The 18,827-nt window shown below is 46.0% G+C and carries 12 protein-coding genes; 9 read left to right on the top strand and 3 right to left on the bottom strand.

Going from position 1 to position 18,827, the window contains the following annotated elements; all coding sequences use genetic code 11:
* The 3 genes from Q0218_RS01865 to pbpC all read right to left on the bottom strand — a co-directional run.
* On the bottom strand, positions 1 to 265 hold a 265-nt coding region (locus tag Q0218_RS01865; RefSeq protein WP_297965724.1), incomplete at its 3' end, for a class I tRNA ligase family protein.
* A gap of 130 nt (positions 266 to 395) precedes the next feature.
* A complete protein-coding gene (locus Q0218_RS01860) occupies positions 396 to 5,549 on the bottom strand; it encodes an alpha-2-macroglobulin family protein (protein WP_297965722.1) in 5,154 nt (1,717 codons plus the stop codon).
* A complete protein-coding gene (pbpC, locus tag Q0218_RS01855) occupies positions 5,549 to 7,717 on the bottom strand; it encodes a penicillin-binding protein 1C (protein ID WP_297965720.1) in 2,169 nt (722 codons plus the stop codon). Before pbpC ends, Q0218_RS01860 begins: the two co-directional genes overlap by 1 nt.
* A 101-nt stretch (positions 7,718 to 7,818) precedes the next feature.
* Here pbpC and fumC point away from each other — a divergent pair, with 101 nt between their 5' ends.
* The 9 genes from fumC (at position 7,819) to nikR (ending at position 18,577) form a co-directional block, all read left to right on the top strand.
* Positions 7,819 to 9,246, top strand: a complete 1,428-nt coding sequence (gene fumC, locus Q0218_RS01850; protein ID WP_297965719.1) for a class II fumarate hydratase — start codon at positions 7,819 to 7,821, stop codon at positions 9,244 to 9,246.
* Positions 9,247 to 9,395: 149 nt separating this feature from the next.
* A complete protein-coding gene (locus Q0218_RS01845) occupies positions 9,396 to 9,806 on the top strand; it encodes a hypothetical protein (RefSeq protein ID WP_297965717.1) in 411 nt (136 codons plus the stop codon).
* Positions 9,807 to 10,126: 320 nt separating this feature from the next.
* Positions 10,127 to 11,275, top strand: coding sequence for a hydrogenase small subunit (locus Q0218_RS01840; protein WP_297965715.1), 1,149 nt, complete (start codon positions 10,127 to 10,129; stop codon positions 11,273 to 11,275).
* 2 nt (positions 11,276 to 11,277) lie between these two features.
* Positions 11,278 to 12,996: a nickel-dependent hydrogenase large subunit gene (locus tag Q0218_RS01835; protein ID WP_297965713.1), complete on the top strand. Its 1,719-nt coding sequence runs from the start codon at positions 11,278 to 11,280 to the stop codon at positions 12,994 to 12,996.
* Positions 12,997 to 13,007: 11 nt separating this feature from the next.
* Entirely contained in the window at positions 13,008 to 13,691 is a 684-nt protein-coding gene (gene cybH / locus Q0218_RS01830) for a Ni/Fe-hydrogenase, b-type cytochrome subunit (protein ID WP_297965711.1), read from the top strand.
* A complete protein-coding gene (locus tag Q0218_RS01825; RefSeq protein WP_297965709.1) occupies positions 13,691 to 14,365 on the top strand; it encodes a HyaD/HybD family hydrogenase maturation endopeptidase in 675 nt (224 codons plus the stop codon). Before cybH ends, Q0218_RS01825 begins: the two co-directional genes overlap by 1 nt.
* The gene (locus Q0218_RS01820; protein WP_297965707.1) at positions 14,362 to 15,903 is read left to right on the top strand and encodes a hypothetical protein; all 1,542 of its coding nucleotides are present in this window, start codon (positions 14,362 to 14,364) and stop codon (positions 15,901 to 15,903) included. The genes Q0218_RS01825 and Q0218_RS01820 overlap by 4 nt, the downstream gene beginning before the upstream one ends.
* Positions 15,887 to 18,112 carry a carbamoyltransferase HypF gene (gene hypF, locus Q0218_RS01815; protein WP_297965704.1) on the top strand — a complete coding sequence of 742 codons (2,226 nt, stop codon included), beginning with the start codon at positions 15,887 to 15,889 and terminating at the stop codon, positions 18,110 to 18,112. The genes Q0218_RS01820 and hypF overlap by 17 nt, the downstream gene beginning before the upstream one ends.
* A gap of 51 nt (positions 18,113 to 18,163) precedes the next feature.
* Positions 18,164 to 18,577: a nickel-responsive transcriptional regulator NikR gene (nikR, locus tag Q0218_RS01810; protein WP_297965702.1), complete on the top strand. Its 414-nt coding sequence runs from the start codon at positions 18,164 to 18,166 to the stop codon at positions 18,575 to 18,577.
* Positions 18,578 to 18,827 lie beyond the last annotated feature (250 nt).

The raw sequence follows: 18,827 nt of genomic DNA, 5'->3' as shown, positions 1-18,827 counted from the left end.
CAATGCCTGCATGGTCTAACCCCGGCTGCCACAGCGTTTTGTAGCCGTCCATTCTTTTGTAGCGCGTCATTATGTCTTGCAGGGTAAAGGTTAGCGCGTGCCCGATGTGAAGCGAGCCAGTTACGTTTGGAGGCGGCATCATGATGCAAAATTTACGGCCGTCTTTGCGGATGTTTTTGTTCGCGTCTATCTCGAAATATCCGCGCTCTTCCCAAATTTTATAAAATTTATCTTCTACTTCTTTTGCGTCGTAAAATTCCGCCATATTTTATCCTTAATAATCGTTTAAAAAATGTCGGATTTTACTACAAATTTGCTAATAAGATGTTTAAAACGGGTTATTTTTAAGATTAGACAAAGAAAGCGAAGCGGCTAAAAAACCGCTCCGCAAAGGACTATTTGACGATAAATTCGTGCTGAGATAGATCGTAGTCGCTCATGCTTTCGTCGTACATATTTTCCGTGATGACCGCAGGTAGCATGCACTTACCGCTCATAACTACGCGAAGAGGCGTATAAAGCGTATTTTTATCGTCTTTATAGTAAAGACTGTAAAAGCTCAAAACCCTATCGTCCTCAATGTTTTGGTGCTCGAGCGTTAAAGAGCTTTTCGTATCCCCTGTTCTTGCGTTTGGTACGATGTTTTCGTTTATCACCTCAAAGCAAGGGCTAATCGTCTCGTTTATCACGCCGTTTCTAATAAATTTATCCGTTCTTAGCGTAAGTTTAGAGTAGATGACGTCGTTTACTTTAAGCGCATTAATATCTATCTCTTTGCCGTCTTTATCGACGAAAGTTCTATAGATATCAAGCCCTCTTTTGTCAAATTTATGATTTACGCCTAGCTTTTTATAGCCTGATGCGCTAACGCCTAGATACACGCTAGCGTTACCCTCCGGCACGATGGTGATTTCAGGCTTTTTAGGAGTGACGTTGATAGCGCCTCTGCCGCTAAAGTCTAGCTCGCGGCCGTCTGCTATGAGCTTAAATTTATTCTCGCTCGAGACGTCCTTGATATAGGCTCTTAGCGCCCTTAGCGTAAACGCGCGCTCCTGCGTGGAGTAAAGCTTGTCTACGTTTTTTATCAAAAAGTCGGCTAAAGAGTCGCTAAATTCGTTTTTCTCGAAGTGATTAGCGTGAAGAAGCAGGATAAAGGCTTTATTTCTCACGCTTGAGCCAAAATCTGACGGATCGTCTGATTGCTCGTTAAAGAAATTATTACCGACCCCTTTTAGCACCTTCTTGCTCTCTTCGTTTAGTCCTTCGTTTTTAAGCGTAGCGGCCATCAAGTAACCCTCTAACGCGCCGCCTTCGTATCGTTTTTGATCGTAAAGCGCGTTTAGTTTTGATCTATCTAGCTTGCCTTGCGTACTTAGGATGTATGCGGCGTATAGCGCTTGGAAATTATTTACCGGATCAAAATCCCTAAGCCAGCCAAGAGCCTTGCTTTTTACTCCGCTATCTAGCACAAAGCCCGATTTTTCAAGCGTCAGTAGCATATCGATAGCGTAGACGGAAGCGAAGTTGTTTGTATAGCTTAGCTGATTCCAGTAGCCGATGCTACCGTCTGTTTTTTGCATTTTGATTACGTCTTGCATGCCGGAAAGGACGAATCTTTTTCTGTCGGCTTCTCTTGCTTTAGCCTCTTTAGAGTCGCCGCCTCCAAGTACTAGGAAATTTAGCTCAAAAAGCTTACTAGAGCGCTGTTCGGCGCATCCGTAAGGGTAATTTACGAGTTTATCGCTATTTGCGCTTAGCACGCCTTTGATAGAGCTTGAAGCGTCTATCGTGATATCGTTTAACTCTTCGTCCAGTTTAAAGGTCTTTTTCTCGCTCGCGTAAAACGTCTTAGCATAAGTGCTTAGCGGATAGGCGTGTATGACGTCTAGTTTTTGCGAGTAGGAGTAGCCCTCTTTGCCGTCGTTTGCGGTGAAATTTATATACGCTTTGCCCGTAGCGTTAGCATCGACCGTGAAATTTAGCTTAGCGTTTTCCTCGGGTTTTAGCTCGATACTATCTACGCCTAGTTTCGCGTTTAGGTTGGTATCTAGGCTTAAGGCTACTTTTTTGGGCTCTTTGGTCGTGTTTATCACTCTTAGCGAGTAGTTTATCTTATCGCCCTCGATAAGATACGCCGTTTGAGTCGGTTTTAGGATGATATCGTCTTTGACCTTTATGGCATTTACGCTAAAGCCTAGCTTATCGCCGGCGACGCTAAGCGCGGCTAAATTTATCTCGGAGTTAAAGTCGCTAGGTACCTCTATCTCGAAATTTGCTACGCCGTCGGCACCCGCTTTTGCAGTTTGCATTTTGATATAGGTTTGTATATTTTTCTTATCTACCGGGCTAGCAAATTTTGCCATCCTCATTTCTAAAAGAGCCTTCGCCGCGTCGCCGCCGAAGCTTAGCACCTTGCCGTCTTTTTTAAATCCGCTTAAATTTGCGTAAAAGTCGTAATCAAGCACTCCGTCGTTTAAAATCGTATCGAAAAACTCCAGCGGGCTTTTTAGCTTTTGGTTGGTGATTTGCAGTACGCCCTCATCGACGGCAAATATCGTAACCTCGGCGTTTGGCTCGGTTTTTACGCTAGCTTTAAATTTAGAGTTTGACCTTACGGTTTTTGGCGCCTCTATGAGCGTATTTGCTCTGCGGTAGGATTTATCGGCCTTTACGTAGATTTTATCGTAGGTTCTAAACGGCAGAGTATCGTTGTCTGCTACGCGCACGACCGAGGCCGTGACGTAAAGCCCCTCAAAGTCGAAATCAAGGTTAAATTTAGCGCTTGCGACGTTGTTTTGGACGTTTACGACTTTATATTTTTTGACGTCGCCCGATTCTAGCGTGACTATAGCGATACCGCTTTTTAGCACGGAGCTTACGTCTGCTATTAGCTCGTCGCCTTTTTTATAGATTTTTTTGTTTAGCTTGATTTTGGCTTTTGCCAGCTCTTTTGTCGGCTGTAGCGTTTCGCCGTAGTCCCAGCCGCTGACGTAAATGTTTAAATTCGCCGAATGGCCGCTAAGGATGTCTGAAACCGTAACGACGTAATCGCCGCTTTGCTTAAAGTCGTAGATAAATTCGTTTCCGCTAAGAGTATCGCTAAAGACCTTTTCGTAGCGGCTGTGCCATCTTAGATAGCCGTCTTTATCGTAGTTGTAGTCCCAGATTTCTTTTTTTATCTCGATAGCTTTTTGCCTGTCTTTTATTTCCTCGTCCTTAAACGGATCGATACTTACCAAATTTAGCGTCAGTTTAGAGTTTGAGTCGATGTAGGTATCGTTTGCTTTTACTCCCACCATCGCGTCAAACGGATAAACGTTAAAGTTCTTGCTGGCGCTTACGTTTTTGCCGTCGTCGTTTATGTTAAAGACCGCCGCACCTTTTAAAACGCTTGCGATTTTGGATTTATTTTCCAGCTTAAATACGGTTTCGCCCTTGCCCTCATCGTCTAGTTCTACTTGCTTGACGCTTTGGTCTAGGCCGTTTGCGGCGTATTCGTCGTTGCTAAATTTATAATCTTTAAATTTATCGTTTTTGTAGTCTTGTTGATATAGATTTATCGTTACGTCGCCTTTTAGATTTGCCGCCGCGCCGCCGAAAAGATACGCGCTTTGCAATTTAACGTCCATAACGTCGCCTAGAGCGTAAATTTCTTTTTCGAGATTAACCTCGTTTTTGATGCGTTGGGGGGTAAAAGACTCTACGGAAAAGTCGTAGCTATCTATGAGCTTGTTAGCAAAGATTATCTCAAGCCTAAACGAGCCCGTTAGCCCCGAGTTTACCGGCTCGTCGAAATTTATGACGCCAAGCTCTGTAGTATTTACGCTTTTATCTAGGATCGTTTTATTTTGCGGATCTTTGATTTGTAGCTTAACGGGCATATTTGCTAGCCCCTTAAACAGCGCGTTTTTGATGATAATCTCGCCTTTTATGTTTTCCTGCGGGCGGATGATGTCGCTGGCAAAATGCAAATAAGCGTCGTAAATTTCGCTTCTATCTTGAACGTCTAAATTCGACTCCTCGTTTAGGCGTTTGTTTTGCGATAGAGCGATGAAGCTTTGCTCCTTGCCTAGCGTTACGACCGCGCTTGCTACGTCTTTGCCGATGTCTTTTTTGTTAAATTTAAACACGCCTTCGTCGTTTGTGATACCGCTTGCGATGAGGCTATTTTTAGCAGAGTAAATTTTAACGTCCGCGTTTGCGACGACTTCGTTTTTACTCAAGCGGTTTGCAAATAAAAACACCTCGTCTTTTGAAATTTTCGCGCTTAGGCCGATGTCGGTTAGATAGACGGCTTTTTTGGCGCTTTTATCTTTATCGTAGTAGATCGTGACTAGATAAACTCCATCTCCGCCCTCGGCAAAGTCAAGCTTTATTTTGTATTTTTGCATCTCGTTTTGAGCGCCGCCTAGGTCGTAGTTTTTGCTTGCGACTTCTTCTACGTAGTCATCAAGCGGAGTTTGGGTAAAATTTAAGAAGTATCTTAAATTCGGCTCTTTTAGCTTTTCTACGACGACTTTAGCGGTGTTTAAATTTACGCCTTTTACGCCGATTTCGCCGGCGCTAGATAAATAAGAGCCTTTATCGGTAAATTCCAAAAACGGCTTATAATCGCCGGTTTTGACGCTAAACTCCGCATCTTCTCGCAAAATTCTATCCTCATCGCCGAAGCCTTTTTTTAGCGCGACTTTGTACTCGGTTTGAGGCTTTAGTTCGTCGCTGGTTATATCGATGTAGCGGTAGTATTTCGTATCGCTGTTATCGGTGTATTCCAGTTCGCCTACTTGTAGATTTTTTATACCGTCTATTTTTACGTATTTATTTAGGTTGTAAGTATCGAGCCAGTCGTTTAAAAATATCCTAATGCCTAGCTTGCCGCCCTCTAGGCTAACGGCTTTGACGTCGTCTAAATACATAGTTTTAGCTCTATCGTTATCGACGAATTTTTCTTGTTCTTCAGGCTCGTTAGTCGCCTCGTAGTCGTCGTTTAGGTTTGCGCCGGCCCTGCTTTTTAGATTTTTCGAGACGGCAAATACCAAATTTTCGCCTTTTTCAAGTAGCTTTATTTGAAAGCTTTTAGGAGTTTTGGCTACGATTTTGTATTTGATGTTTTGCTTGGCCAAATTTTGCTTATCGTAAATTTTAAAATTCGCCGTAAATTCTTCCTCGCTAACCTCGTCGTTAAATACCGCTAAAAAGGTATCTTTGGCGTACTCGGTTATGCCCGAGAGCTCAAAATCTCCGCCGTAAATTTTAACCTTGCTTTCACCCTTTTTGCACGAGTAGCTTACGCCCTTTGCCAGCGGTTTTTTTGGATAAAACAAGATAGAGTCCGAGCCGTATTCAAAGGCGCCGCTGATTTCTGGCGAACACTCGATTATCTTTTTGTGCGTTACCTTGCCGATTAAAGACTCGTCTTTTTGCGAGTACTCTACGTCTAGGCTCACCGCGCCGCCTGCTAAAATTTTGCTTCCGCCCTCAAGCGTAAAGGCGCTTAAATTTGCCGCCAAAACGCAACTTAGGCTTAAGCCTATGAGTTTATAGTTCATTAAAACCTCCTTATTTCTATATTGACTTCATTTAGATTTGAATTTTCGTCTAGACATCCGAGCTTGTGTTTGCCTTGCGTTAAATTTAACGTATTTTCGCTCGCGTTGTTTACTTTTTCCCACTCGTTTTCGTCTATCTTGAGATATATCTCATCGCCGATATAAGCGTAGCATTTTAGCATAACTTTAGTTAAATTCTCATCGCTTAGCAAAATTTGATTATTCGTCGGCATGGCAACGAGTGGTTTATAGCTTTTAAATTTATAATAACAAGGACTATCTTTGATGTCTGATTGCGTTATAGCGCCGTTTTTGAGTAAAAACCCGACCTCTTCGCTCCTGATACTCTCGCAAACGTCTTTTAGCTCTACGCCCTCTATCAGCCAGTCGTCTTCCTCGTCTTTGCACTCTTTAAATTTAAACGCGTCAAGGCAGGTTTTCTTGCTCTCTATGCCGCTTGGAGCGCTCATGAAAGACAGTTTTTGCTTTTGAGCCAGTAGCTTAAATACGTCAAAAACTGCGCGCGAGGCGTCGCTAAATCCGCTTAAATTTTGCGTCTTTTTGCCGTTAAAGTTACCAAACCACACCGCAACCGTGTAGTCGCTATTTACGCCTATCGTATAGATATCGCGAGAGCCGTAGCTGGTGCCGGTTTTAAAGGCGATTTGCGGCGTATTTTCAGCGTATTGCCACGCGACGCCAAGATAACTGCGGGAGGCGGAGGAGAGCATCTTTGAGGTTAGATACGCGCTTTGCGGGCTGATTAGCCGTCCGTAGCCCGGTAGCGTTTTGCCTGCGACTTCAAGAGGCTTTAGCTCGCCGCCGTTTGCGTAGATCGTGTAGAGATGGGCTAAGCTTAGCAGACTCATCTCCGCGCTTCCAAGCGCGATACTATCTGCATAAAATTCCTTCGGACGGCTCACCAAATGCACGCGTGAAAGCAGCTCGTAAAGAGAGTTTTCGCCAAGCTTGTTGTTTAGGCTAACGGCGGGGATATTTAGACTGAGCGCTAGCGCCTCGGTCGCCGAGATGATGCCGAAAAACCTACTGTCGTAGTTTTTGGGCGCGTACTCTCCGAGGAAAATTTCTGTATCTATCATCTGGCTTTTTGGCGTGATGAAACCCTCGTCGAGTCCTAGAGAAAATATAAACGGCTTTAGCGTGGAGCCCACGTTTCTGCTCATCGTTACGCCGTCGTTTTGCCCCTGCGCAGCGCGCCAGTCGTGCGAGCCTACGTATGCGGCCACGCTCATATTTTTGTTGTCGATGATTATCCCGGCGGCGTTATTTGCGTCTTTTGATTTTAGCGAGGCTGCGGTATTTTTTATCGCGTTTTCAAGTAAAATTTGCAAATTTAGATCTAAGCTCGAGTGCGTAACGCCGTTTTTTAGAGCTTGCGCGGCGTAGTGCCTGGCCTTATAAACGGCATCGTAGCGTTTATTTTTAAATGGCTCCCTTTGTGCTCTAGCAAATGCGCTTTGATCTATCGCGCCGGCTTTATAAAGCAGCTTGATGGCGCGGTTTTTTAGCGCGTTGATGTTTGATTTTTTATCTAAGCGGTTGGCGTTGGGGTTTTTTGGGATCGTGCTTAAAAGCGCACACTCGGCGATACTAAGCTCGCTCAAGTCTTTGCCGAAATAAAACCTCGCCGCAGCCGCCGCGCCTTCGATATTTCCGCCATACGGAGCGAGGTTAAAATAAAAATCTAAAATTTCGTCCTTGCTATAGTGCCACTCAAGCTGAAGCGCGGTAAAGATTTCTTTAAATTTATTCGCGTAGGTGCGTTCATCTCTCTTCATCATGCGCGCAACTTGCATCGTGATCGTGGATGCGCCGATGCGGTTAGAGTGCGTGAGATTATGCGCGGCCGCGCGGATCATGGCAAATGGATTTATGCCGATATGGTAATAAAAAAATTTATCCTCAAACAAAATAACGCTATCTTTTAGCGTCTGCGGGACGTCTTTAGCCTCAAATCTCCAAATTTCGTCGCTGCTAGGCCGAAGGGCTATGATTTGGCCGTTTTTATCAAAAAGTATGAGCGAATTTTCCCGCTTTAGCGCTTTCGTGTCAAGCGGATAAGCGTAATCAAGCGCCAAAAAAGCTACGAAGCAAAGCAGGGCAAAGGCGGCGGAAAATTTGATAAATTTAGCTAAAACTCTTTTCATTTCGCGATTATATCGAATTTGCGCGTAAAATCTCGAAAGATTAAATTTATGATAATTGATATATAATTTCAAATACTAATTTAAGTAAAGGAGATAAAGGCATGGAGTACAGAATAGAAAAAGACACGATGGGCGAGGTGAAGGTCCCAAATGAGAAATATTGGGGTGCGCAGACGCAGCGCAGCCATGAAAATTTTAAGATCGGAGTAGGGCTGGAGACGATGCCAAGAGAGGTCATAGAGGGCTTTGCCTACCTAAAAAAGGCGTGCGCGCTGGTTAATCGCAAGCTGGGCCGCCTAGATGAGCCTCGCACCGAGGCGATCGCGCAGGCATGCGATGAAATTTTAAACGGCAAGCTGGACGGAAATTTCCCTCTAGTCGTGTGGCAGACGGGCTCGGGCACGCAGTCGAATATGAATTTAAACGAGGTCGTTTCAAACCGCGCGATGGAGATTTTGGGGCTAAATTTCCGCGATAAGGCGGCGCTGGACGCCAAAGACGCAAAATTTGTGCACCCAAACGATCACGTAAATAAAGGCCAGAGCTCAAACGACACCTATCCTACGGCGATGCGAATAGCCTTTGTGCTCGAGCTTCAAAAAAAGCTACTGCCCGCGATAGAAAAGCTTGAAGCGACGCTGGATAAAAAGACCGCTGAGTTTGCAAAGATCGTAAAGATCGGCCGCACTCACCTGCAAGACGCCACACCGCTCACGCTCGGGCAGGAATTTAGCGGCTACGCGCATATGCTAAAGGCGAGCAAGGCGCAGATCCTAGCTACTATGCCGTTTTTGCAGGAGCTTGCCATCGGCGGCACCGCGGTGGGCACGGGGCTAAACTCGCACCCGAAATTTAGCGAGATGGTAAGCGATGAGCTAAATACGCTAACGGGCACGGCGTTTAAATTTAAATCCCATCCGAATAAATTTCACGGCCTAACCAGCCACGATGCCGAGGTGTTTTTAAGCGGCGCACTAAACGGCCTGGCGGCAAATTTGATGAAGATCGCAAACGACGTGCGCTGGTTAGCAAGCGGGCCAAGATGCGGCATCGGCGAGATAAACATCCCCGAAAACGAGCCGGGAAGCTCGATAATGCCGGGCAAGGTAAATCCGACACAGTGCGAAGCCGTCACGATGGTGGCGGCGCAAGTAATGGGCAACCACGTCGCGATCTCCATCGCCGCAAGCCAGGGCAACTTCGAGCTAAACGTCTTTAAGCCGGTGCTTACGTACAACCTCATCCAAAGCATCCGCCTGCTAAGCGACGCGATGAACAGTTTTGAGAAACACTGCGCTTGCGGTATCACGGCAAACGAGGCTAAAATCGACAAGCTACTGCACGAGAGCCTGATGCTAGTAACCGCGCTAAATCCGCACATCGGCTACGCAAATGCCGCTAAGATCGCCAAAACCGCGCACCATAACGGCACGACGCTGCGCGAGGAAGCGATAAAATCTGGCATACTAACCGCCGAGGAATTTGACGCGTGGGTGGTGCCTGAGGATATGATAGCGCCGAAGGAATAAATTCGGTCGCTTGAGTTTTTGGGCTCGGCGGGATTTGGGCGATTTTGCCGAGCCTAAGTAAAATCCATAAATTTAAGAGCGAAATTTACGGTTGCGCCTTAAATTTTACTCAAATTTGCCGATATACCTTTAAATTTAAAGGTTCGGCGATGGATGTAAAACTAAACATAAATTTAAACTCAAATTTGATGAGCGTCGGCAAAAGCTCTGCGGCGGCTAGCGTGGCAAATTTAAACGCGGGCGCGCTAAATTTAAAAAGCGTAAATTTGCAAAGCGGCGATAGGGGCGATATCTTGCGCGGCGCGTCAGATTCTCTCAGCGGCGCGTCAAATTTGCCTAGCGGCGAAAGCAGCGCCGATATCCTAAAAAAACAACTAGAAAAACTGCAAAAACGACTAAAAGAGCTTGAGGCCGCGATAAAGCGAGTAAAAGCGAGCAAAAATCCATACGCAAAAGATATGGCGGCCTCGCTTGAGACGCAAAAGGGAGCGGTGTTTGCGCAGATAATGCAAATAAGCGCGCGAATTTTAGAAATGCAAAGCGGCCAGAGTAAAATTTGACGCCGTAAATTTGTATTTCAAATTTTAAAGCTTTGAAACCAATTAAGAAATAGGGCGATTTTGATTTTAAAATATCAAAATATAAAAATAATTTGTCAAATCTATCTTTTTATACTTTAATTATTTTTAGAGCTTTCTTTGCAAAAATATCACTAAAATAACAATATACTTAATTATTAAAACTAGTTCTTTTACTAAATATAGAATTTTAAATTTTAGTTGTAATATTTCAATATTTAAAGCTATTTGATAATGATTAAAGACAAATTTACTCTGTTATCAAACATGCCAAAATGCAAATTTCACCCCAAGGAGAGAGCATGAGAGATGACGTCCTGGTTAGGATAAACGAACGGCTTAACGTGCTTGCTGCGCTTCCGACTCTAAAAAACGGATCGATCGGCGAAGCTTTAAAGAAAAGCGGATTTAGCAGGCGCGATTTTATGAAATGGGCGGGCGCGATGACGGCGTTTATGGCGCTACCGGCATCTATGGCGCCAACCGTGGCTAGGGCTGCCGAGCTTAGCGATAGACTGCCCGTGATATGGCTACATATGGCCGAGTGCACGGGATGCAGCGAGAGCTTGCTTCGCTCCGATACGCCTACGATCGATAGTCTTATTTTTGACTACATTAGCCTTGAGTATCATGAAACCGTGATGGCGGCGGCAGGCTGGCAGGCTGAAGAAAATTTAGAAAGCGCGATCGAAAAATACAAAGGCAGATACATCCTACTGGTTGAGGGCGGCATACCTACGGGCGATACGGAAAACTATCTAACCGTCGGTCCTTTGGGGCTTAGCGGCCTTCATCACGCAAAACACGCAAGCGAGAACGCCGCGGCGATATTTGCTATTGGCACCTGTTCGAGCTTCGGCGGAGTGCAGGCGGCAAGGCCAAATCCCTCAAATTCCGTCGGTCTATCAAAAGTAACCTCAAAACCCGTTATAAACGTCCCGGGCTGTCCTCCCAGCGAGAAAAATATCGTGGGCAACGTCCTTCATTACATACTTTTTGGCACTTTACCCGCGCTTGACGTATTTAACCGCCCAAAATGGGCATACGGGCTTAGGATCCACGATCTATGCGAGCGAAGGGGGCATTTTGACGCGGGCGAGTTCGTGCAAACCTTTGGCGACGAGGGCGCAAAAAACGGCTACTGCCTCTATAAAGTCGGCTGCAAGGGCCCATATACGTTTAATAACTGCTCTCGCGAGAGATTTAATCAGCACACCAGCTGGCCGGTGCAAGCAGGCCACGGCTGTATAGGCTGCTCGGAGCCTGATTTTTGGGATACTATGGGGCCTTTTGAGGAGCCGATGGCAGATAGGCTGTTTAACACCGTTTTGGGTCTAGGCGCCGATAACGTTAGCGATAAAATCGGCATCGGAGTGCTGGCGCTCGCAGGCATCGGTATAGCAGCGCACGCCGCGATAAGCATTTTTGCTAAAGACAAAGAGGAGGCGTAAAAATGAGCGAACAAAGAATAGTAATTGATCCCATAACTAGGATAGAAGGCCACCTGCGCGTAGAGGTCGTCGTGGATGAAAATAACGTAGTTAAAGAGGCCTACTCGGGCTCGACGCTTTGGCGCGGTATAGAGCAGATCGTAAAGGGGCGCGATCCGAGGGATGCGGGATTTTTCACGCAGAGGATTTGCGGCGTTTGTACGTTTTCGCACTACCGCGCGGGCATCATGGCCGTCGAGGACGCGCTAGGTATCGTCCCTCCGCTAAACGCGCAGCTAACGCGCACCCTGATGAACAACGCCCTTTATATGCACGATCATCCCGTGCATTTTTATCAGCTTCACGGGCTTGACTGGGTAGACGTGGTCTCGGCTCTAAGCGCGGACGTGCGCAAGGCTAGCGATGAGGCGTTTAAATACTGCGACACGCCTTACGCTACGGGCGCAGATAAGCTAAAAGAGGTAAAAGAGCGCGTCGAGGCCTTCGTAAAAAAGGGAAATTTAGGGCCTTTTGCCAACGCCTACTGGGGTCATCCGACCTATAAATTTACGCCCGAGCAAAATTTGATCGCGCTTTCTCACTATTTAGAGTGCCTAAGGATACAAAGGACGGTAGCGCAGATGATGGCGATATTCGGCGCAAAACAGCCTCATCCTCAAAGTCTCACCGTAGGCGGCGTAACCTGCGTGATGGACTTGCTAGATCCTGCAAGACTAGGCGAATATCTAACCAAATTTCAAGAAGCGGCCGATTTTATCAACCGAGCGTATTATCCCGATCTAGTCATGGCGGCTAAAGCCTACGGCAGCGAGCCAAGCGTACTAAAAGACGTCGGCGTGTCAAATTTATTTGCTTACGACGAGTTTTTAGTCGGCAAAAACGAGTACCTGATCCAAGGCGGAGTTATCCTAAACGGCGACATCAGTAAGGTTTATGAAGTAAACGGCGACAAGATCACCGAGGAAGCCACTCGCGCATGGTATAAAAACCCGGCTCCGCTGCATCCATATGACGGCGAAACCGAGCCAAACTACACCGGCCTAAAAGATATGAAAACATTGGGCGGCAACGGCAAAGAGGTAGATACCAAGGTCTTTGACGAAAAGGGCAAGTATAGCTGGATCAAAGCCCCTCGCTATGAGGGCAAACCGATGCAGGTGGGGCCTCTTGCCAGTATCGTCATAAACTACGCCAAAGGCAACGAGCGCGTGGTAAAGATCGTAGATAAATTTTTAAAAGATACGGGACTTCCGCTTGAGGCGGTATTTTCTACGCTAGGCAGAACCGCAACCAGGATGCTAGAGGCTAAACTAGTAGCCGATCACGGGCTAACGGCCTTTAATAGCCTAGTAGAAAATCTAAAAACCGATCAAGAAACCTGCGCTAAGTATGTCATAGATAATGGCAAGGAGTATAAAGGAAATTTCCAAGGCAACGCCCCTCGCGGCGCGCTCAGCCACTGGTGCCGCATAAAGGGCGGCGTGATAACCAACTGGCAAGCAGTCGTGCCTAGCACGTGGAACGCCTCGCCAAAAGATGCCGCAAATGCGCGCGGAAGCTACGAGGAGTGCCTCATCGGGCTAAAGATCGCCGATCTAACCAAGCCGCTTGAGATCATCCGCAAGATCCACTCGTACGATCCTTGTATCGCATGCGCCGTGCACGTGATGGATGCGCGCGGCACGCAGCTGGGCGAATACAAAATCAACCCGAATTTATGAAAGGAGCGGCTATGAGCGAGCATAAATTTGACCGCAAAAGCGAGTATGAATTTTCCATCGGGCTTAGAGCGACGCACTGGATCAGGTTTTTTGCCATCACATTTTTAGTCGTGAGCGGATACTATATCTCTTATGTTTTCGTTAGTCCCGAAATCACGAGCGAACCGACGAATTTTATGAATGCTAAATGGCGTATGGCGCACCAAATCGCGGGGTTTATCTTGATAGCGTGCTTTATTTTCAAGCTTTATCTATTTATATTCGACAAACACAGCCGCAAAGAGGTCGTGAGCGTAGTTGATTTTTTTAGCCCGAAAGTCTGGATAGCGCAGATAAAATACTACCTGTTTTTAGGCCCGCACCCGCATCTAAAGGGCGTTTATAATCCGCTTCAGTTCGCGTCGTATTTTTTCTTTTACGTCGTGCTTTTTCTGATCTGCCTAACGGGTCTTGCGCTCTACGTCCACGTCTATCATGAGGGGCTTGGCGGGCTGCTTTACGAGCCGATGAGGCAGTGCGAGGAGCTAATGGGTGGGCTAGCAAACGTCCGCACGGTACATCGCGTCTGCATGTGGGTTATCATCGTTTTTGTAGTCATTCACGTGTATATGGCCGTCTTTAACGCCGTAAAAGGCAAAAACGGAGCTATGGACGCGATTATTAGCGGCTACAAATACGTAAAAGACGAGCACTGATGCGCGTTTTGGTGCTAGGTATCGGCAACGTGATGTTTGGCGACGAGGGCGTGGGAGTGCATTTTGTAAAAATGATGGAGCGAAACTATAAATTTAGCGCTAAAATCAGGGCTAAATTTGACTCCGCATTAAATTTGGACGATGAAATTAACGCGTCAAATTTGGACGACGCAAACTCAAATTTAAGCGGCAACCTCGCTAGTCGCGGCGGCTTTAAATTTAACGCGGACGGCGCAAATTTGGAGCTAAGATTTATCGACGGCGGCACGCTAGCTATGGCGTTAACGCCCCTTATAGCTCAGGCGGACGTTTTGATAGTCGCCGACTGCATCAGCGCAGATGGCGGCGAGACGGGAGAGGTGTATTTTTTCGGTTACGAGCAGATGCCGCCTGCAGTTTCTTGGAACGGCTCCGCGCACGAGGTAGAGATGCTTGAAACATTGCGGCTGATGGAGCTTGCGGGCGATTTGCCGCGGACTAAAATTTTAGGTATCGTGCCAAAACGCATCGAGCCTATGAGTTTTGAGCTCTCGTCGCAGGCGCAAGAGGGCGTAAATTTGATGGAAAAGACGCTTTTAAACGAGCTTTCGCGGCTTGGATTTAGCTACGAAAAGATCGCAAATTTTAGCGTCTCTGGCATCGCTTTAGAGTTTTCAAAAAAGGGCGCGATATGATTTTAGCTTACGAGTTTGACTGCGCTAGCAAAAATTTCGCCTTTTTTCTTAAATTTTATGCGCAAAAAAGCGGACTAAAATTTAGCCTTAAAAAACAGCGTGATTTAACTACGCTTTACGTCCAGGGTGCACAAGATGAGCTTTTGGCGTTTTCGGATCAGCTTTCTAGCTCGCTGCCTCACAGCCTGTTTTTGCGCGGCTCAAAGGTCTACGCGAGCCAAAATTTACCACAAGGCGAAACGAGCGAACCGCAAAATGCACTCTCAAATATCACGCCAAGCGTCGTTAGCGCTTATTTTAAAGGCGAACTAAAAGAGTGCGAAAACGGCGTTTTTAGCGATGTTTGCGTTTTTACGGACGGCAAATTTACTCCCGTAACGAAGGCGAATTTTAACGAGCTTTTGGATTTTGCTTTTAAAAATTTAAGCGCGGGCGTGAGCGTTAAATTTAAAGATATTAGCGGCGAATTTGAAGCGTCAAATTTTACCGAGCTAAATACGAATTTTAATCTTTTAATGCCTACAAATCTTAAAAATTTACCCAAAATTTTTATCGCAAACGAAGCCGAACAAGTAGCCCTAGCAAGCTACGAAAAGCCCGCCGTTACGCTAAAAACGACGGCGATTTACCGCGGCAATCACCCAAACTCGCCAAGGTTTTTTGACGTCTGCGCGGCTAGAGATATTTTTCTCTACGCGCTTTGCGACAAGCTTTTTAAAGCAGGCGTAAATTTTATCGCTTTTTTGGCGCAAAAGCCGCCGTTTAAGGCTACCGCGCTTGAAAACGGATATATTTTTAGCGGCTCTAGGATTTATTATTCGCGCGCAAATTTGAGCGAGGTAGAGGGCGCCGCGGATAAAAATCTAGCCAATTTTAATCTCGCAAAAAAAGAATTTGACGAAGAGGGCGGGATAGTTAGGATATTTTTAAGCAGGTTTAAAGACGATGAAGTTAAAATTTACCCCAAATTTGATGATTTTAACGTCTTAAATTTCGCCTTGCCCGCGAGTTTTGACGAGCTTTACGCGCAGATAAAGCGCGAGGAGGGCGGCAAGAGTTTGCTTCAAAATTACGGCGAAAGCTTTAGCCTACCGCGCGGCGACCTAAACGTACAAAACGGCTTTTTCGGGCTGTTTTGTGTGGTCGGAGCGCTGCTTGGATTTGATAGCGATGCGCAAAAAGCGGGCGAAATTTTACTGCAAAACGCGAGCGATTTTAACGGCGCAAAAGGGCCTAGGCTTGATTTTAAAATGCTAAACAAAACGCATTTTGACGTTGTTAAATTTGCTAGAAGCGGCATGAGCTTTAGGCTCGCTGGCGTCGATGCGAGGCTGCTTAGCTACGGATACGCCGAGTCGCTAGCGTATTTTTTGAGCGATTTTTCAGACGCGATAAAGCAAGATCTCGGCGTACGAAACGCGCTGCTTTGCGGTTCGCTTTTTGAGAACAAAACGCTTGCAAATTTGACGTTAAAGCATCTAAAAACAGGCTTAAACGCCAAATTTAGCAAAGAGTTTTTGATTGAAGAGATGTTTTAAATATGAAATTTCAGGCTTAGTCCAAGGCGTCGGCTTTCGCCCTTTCGTTTATAATCTAGCCCTTAAATTCGGCCTTGCGGGCGAAATTTACAACGACGACGAGGGTGTGAAGCTAACGCTTTGCGGCCCAGACGAGCAGATAGAAAAATTTGAAAAAGCGCTGCATGAGGAGCTGCCCAGCCTCGCTCGTATCGACGAGATGAGAAAAACAGAGCTAGAGGACGCGAAATTTGACGAGTTTAAGATAGTCGCCTCAAAATCAGCCAAAAAACACGCGCCTATCTTGCCCGATTTTGCCCTATGCGTAGACTGCGAGCGCGAGTTTTACGACCCCGCAGACCCGAGGTATCATTATCCTTTTATCAACTGCACCAACTGCGGCCCGAGGTTTTCGATTATCGAGTCGCTGCCTTACGACCGCGCAAACACGACGATGAACGCGTTTAAGATGTGCGAATTTTGCGGCGGCGAATACAAAAATCCGCTAAATCGTCGCTATCACGCCCAGCCCGTCTCCTGCCCAAACTGCGGGCCTAGGCTTGCTCTAAAAGATAAATTCGGGCGGGTTTTGGCGCGGGATAACGATAGCGCGAAGCAGGCCGCGCGTCTCATAAACGAGGGTAAAATTTTAGCCGTAAAGGGGCTTGGCGGATTTCATCTGATGTGCCGTTTAAAGGATGATACGGTGGGGCTACTAAGAGAGCGAAAAAAGCGGCCTAAAAAGCCATTTGCCGTGATGTGTAAAGACCTCGCGCGCGCTAAAAAATACGCTCAAATTTCGCTCGAAGAAGAGCGGCTTTTAAGCTCAAATTTAAAACCGATCGTCGTTTTGCAAAGCTTGCCTGACGCGCCGGTTCCCCCAAATTTAGCGCCGGGACTCAATAAAATCGGCATATTTTTGCCATACACGGGCGTTCATCTCTTGCTTTTTGAGTACTTAGAGGGCGACGTCATCGCTACCTCGGCTAACGTCTCTGGCGAGCCAATAATCTACAACGAAAAAGACCTGCGAGAAAAGCTGGGCGGCGTGATAGATTTTTACCTAGACAACGACCGCGAGATCCACTCGCCAAGCGACGATAGTATCGCGTTTGTAGCGGGCAGCGAGCCTATCTTTATCCGCACCAGCCGCGGCGTGCATCCTAAGTTTATCCTCACGAAATTTAAGAGCGAAAAGACCGTTTTGGCCGTCGGAGCGGAGCTAAAAAATCAGTTTGCGATCTTTAAGGACGGCGAGCTGATGGTAAGCCCATATATCGGCGATCTAAAAAACGTCGCGACCTATGAGCGATTTTGCGCGCTAATCAATCTTTTTAGCGAGATTTACGAGCTAAAATTTGACGAGATCGTAGCGGATTTGCACCCGCATTTTTTAAACCTAAAATGGGCGCGCAAATATGCCGCAAATTTGGGCTCAAATATCACGCAGATCCAGCACCATCACGCCCATTTGCTATCGGTGATTTTAGAAAACGATCTGGACGCAAAGCGCGAGTATATGGGCTTTTGCTTTGACGGCACGGGATACGGTGCGGACGGGAGCGTCTGGGGCGGAGAGATCCTAAAAGTGCGCGGCAAGGAGTACGAGCGAGTTTGCAAATTTGACGAAATTTTACTGATCGGCGGCGAAGCTAGCGTGAAAAATATCCGGCAGATCGCTTATGCCGCGATTTTAAAATATAATCTAGAGCTCGAGGCGGAGGCGTTTTTGGCCAAATTTGAGCCCGCTAAGCTAAAAAATCTAAAAATCCTGCACGAAAAGCAAATAAACTGCGTCAAAACCAGCTCGCTTGGACGAATTTTTGACGCGTTTGCGGCGGTGATCTTGGGGCTTGATAGCATCAGCTACGAGGGCGAGGCGGGGATGAGCCTAGAGGCACTTTTTGACGCAAATTTGGATGCCTGCTACGAGTTTGAAATCAGGAGTGACAAAATTTGCTTTAAAGAGGCCTTTAAAAGAGCTCTAAAAGACGATGCTAAAACGGCTGCGACGGGCTTTATAAAAGGGCTCGCAAAGCTAGTAGCGGACGTAGCTTGCGCGCAGCCTAACGACGTCTTGCTAGCAGGCGGTGTTTTTCAAAATAAAGTCCTGCTTGAAAATGTAATTTTAATTCTTAAGCAAAAAGGTAAGAATTATTACATAAATAAAAATTTTACCGCCAATGATTCGAGTATAGCTATCGGTCAAATCGCATTTACATTAATATAAATTAAAGTTTCCTGATGTATAATATGTAATATTTTCTTTAAGGAGGCGATAGTGGAAAACATCATCAGGTTTAGCGTATCGTTGCCAAAACAACTCCTAGATGAGCTAGATAGCAAGATAGGCGCTCAGGGCTATGCTTCAAGAAGCGAATTTACTCGCGATTTGATTAGGGAAAAAATAGTAAATGACAGCTGGAAGGACGCAGATGAGGATCTTATCGGCGTTTTGACGCTCATTTATCTACATCACCAAAACGACCTCGTCGTGAAAATGATGGACATCGAGCACAAGGCGAACCTGCACATCGCCTGCACGACTCACGTCCACGTGGATCACGATAACTGCCTAGAGACTCTGATACTGCGCGGCAAAGCAGGGTCTATCGAGAAATTTTCAGAAAAAATGGGCGGACTAAAAGGTGTGAAATTTTCAAAACTCACTAGAGCTGCCGTTCCTCACTCGTAGGCTAGCAGATTTCATCCGTTTGGCTTGGTTGGGCTAGGCGGATGAATTTTATATTTTATGCTTATTTATTTTATATTTTTCTAGCGTAAATTTTATTTATAATTTACGCAGGATTTTTATGTTTATTTGTTTAATGCTCTTTTACGTTAAAACTAGATATTAATTTTAATCCGTTTAAATCGATGTTTTTATTTTTTAAAATTTACTCTTTTAAATTTGCCGTTATTTGATGTTAAATTTTTGCATATTT

Origin of the sequence: uncultured Campylobacter sp. (assembly GCF_938039245.1) — a bacterium.
Lineage (GTDB): Bacteria > Campylobacterota > Campylobacteria > Campylobacterales > Campylobacteraceae > Campylobacter_A.
Note: the sequence above shows the minus strand (reverse complement) of the source record. Positions and strands in the feature narration are given on the sequence as shown.

What these genes read in the sequence shown, in the direction of transcription:
- fumC (WP_297965719.1), top strand. Translation starts at nt 7,819, where the DNA reads ATGGAGTACAGAATAGAAAAAGACACGATGGGCGAGGTGAAGGTCCCA.
- Q0218_RS01835 (WP_297965713.1), top strand. Translation starts at nt 11,278, where the DNA reads ATGAGCGAACAAAGAATAGTAATTGATCCCATAACTAGGATAGAAGGC.
- Q0218_RS01860 (WP_297965722.1), bottom strand. Translation starts at nt 5,549, where the DNA reads ATGAACTATAAACTCATAGGCTTAAGCCTAAGTTGCGTTTTGGCGGCA.
- cybH (WP_297965711.1), top strand. Translation starts at nt 13,008, where the DNA reads ATGAGCGAGCATAAATTTGACCGCAAAAGCGAGTATGAATTTTCCATC.
- Q0218_RS01820 (WP_297965707.1), top strand. Translation starts at nt 14,362, where the DNA reads ATGATTTTAGCTTACGAGTTTGACTGCGCTAGCAAAAATTTCGCCTTT.
- pbpC (WP_297965720.1), bottom strand. Translation starts at nt 7,717, where the DNA reads ATGAAAAGAGTTTTAGCTAAATTTATCAAATTTTCCGCCGCCTTTGCC.
- Q0218_RS01825 (WP_297965709.1), top strand. Translation starts at nt 13,691, where the DNA reads ATGCGCGTTTTGGTGCTAGGTATCGGCAACGTGATGTTTGGCGACGAG.
- Q0218_RS01840 (WP_297965715.1), top strand. Translation starts at nt 10,127, where the DNA reads ATGAGAGATGACGTCCTGGTTAGGATAAACGAACGGCTTAACGTGCTT.
- Q0218_RS01845 (WP_297965717.1), top strand. Translation starts at nt 9,396, where the DNA reads ATGGATGTAAAACTAAACATAAATTTAAACTCAAATTTGATGAGCGTC.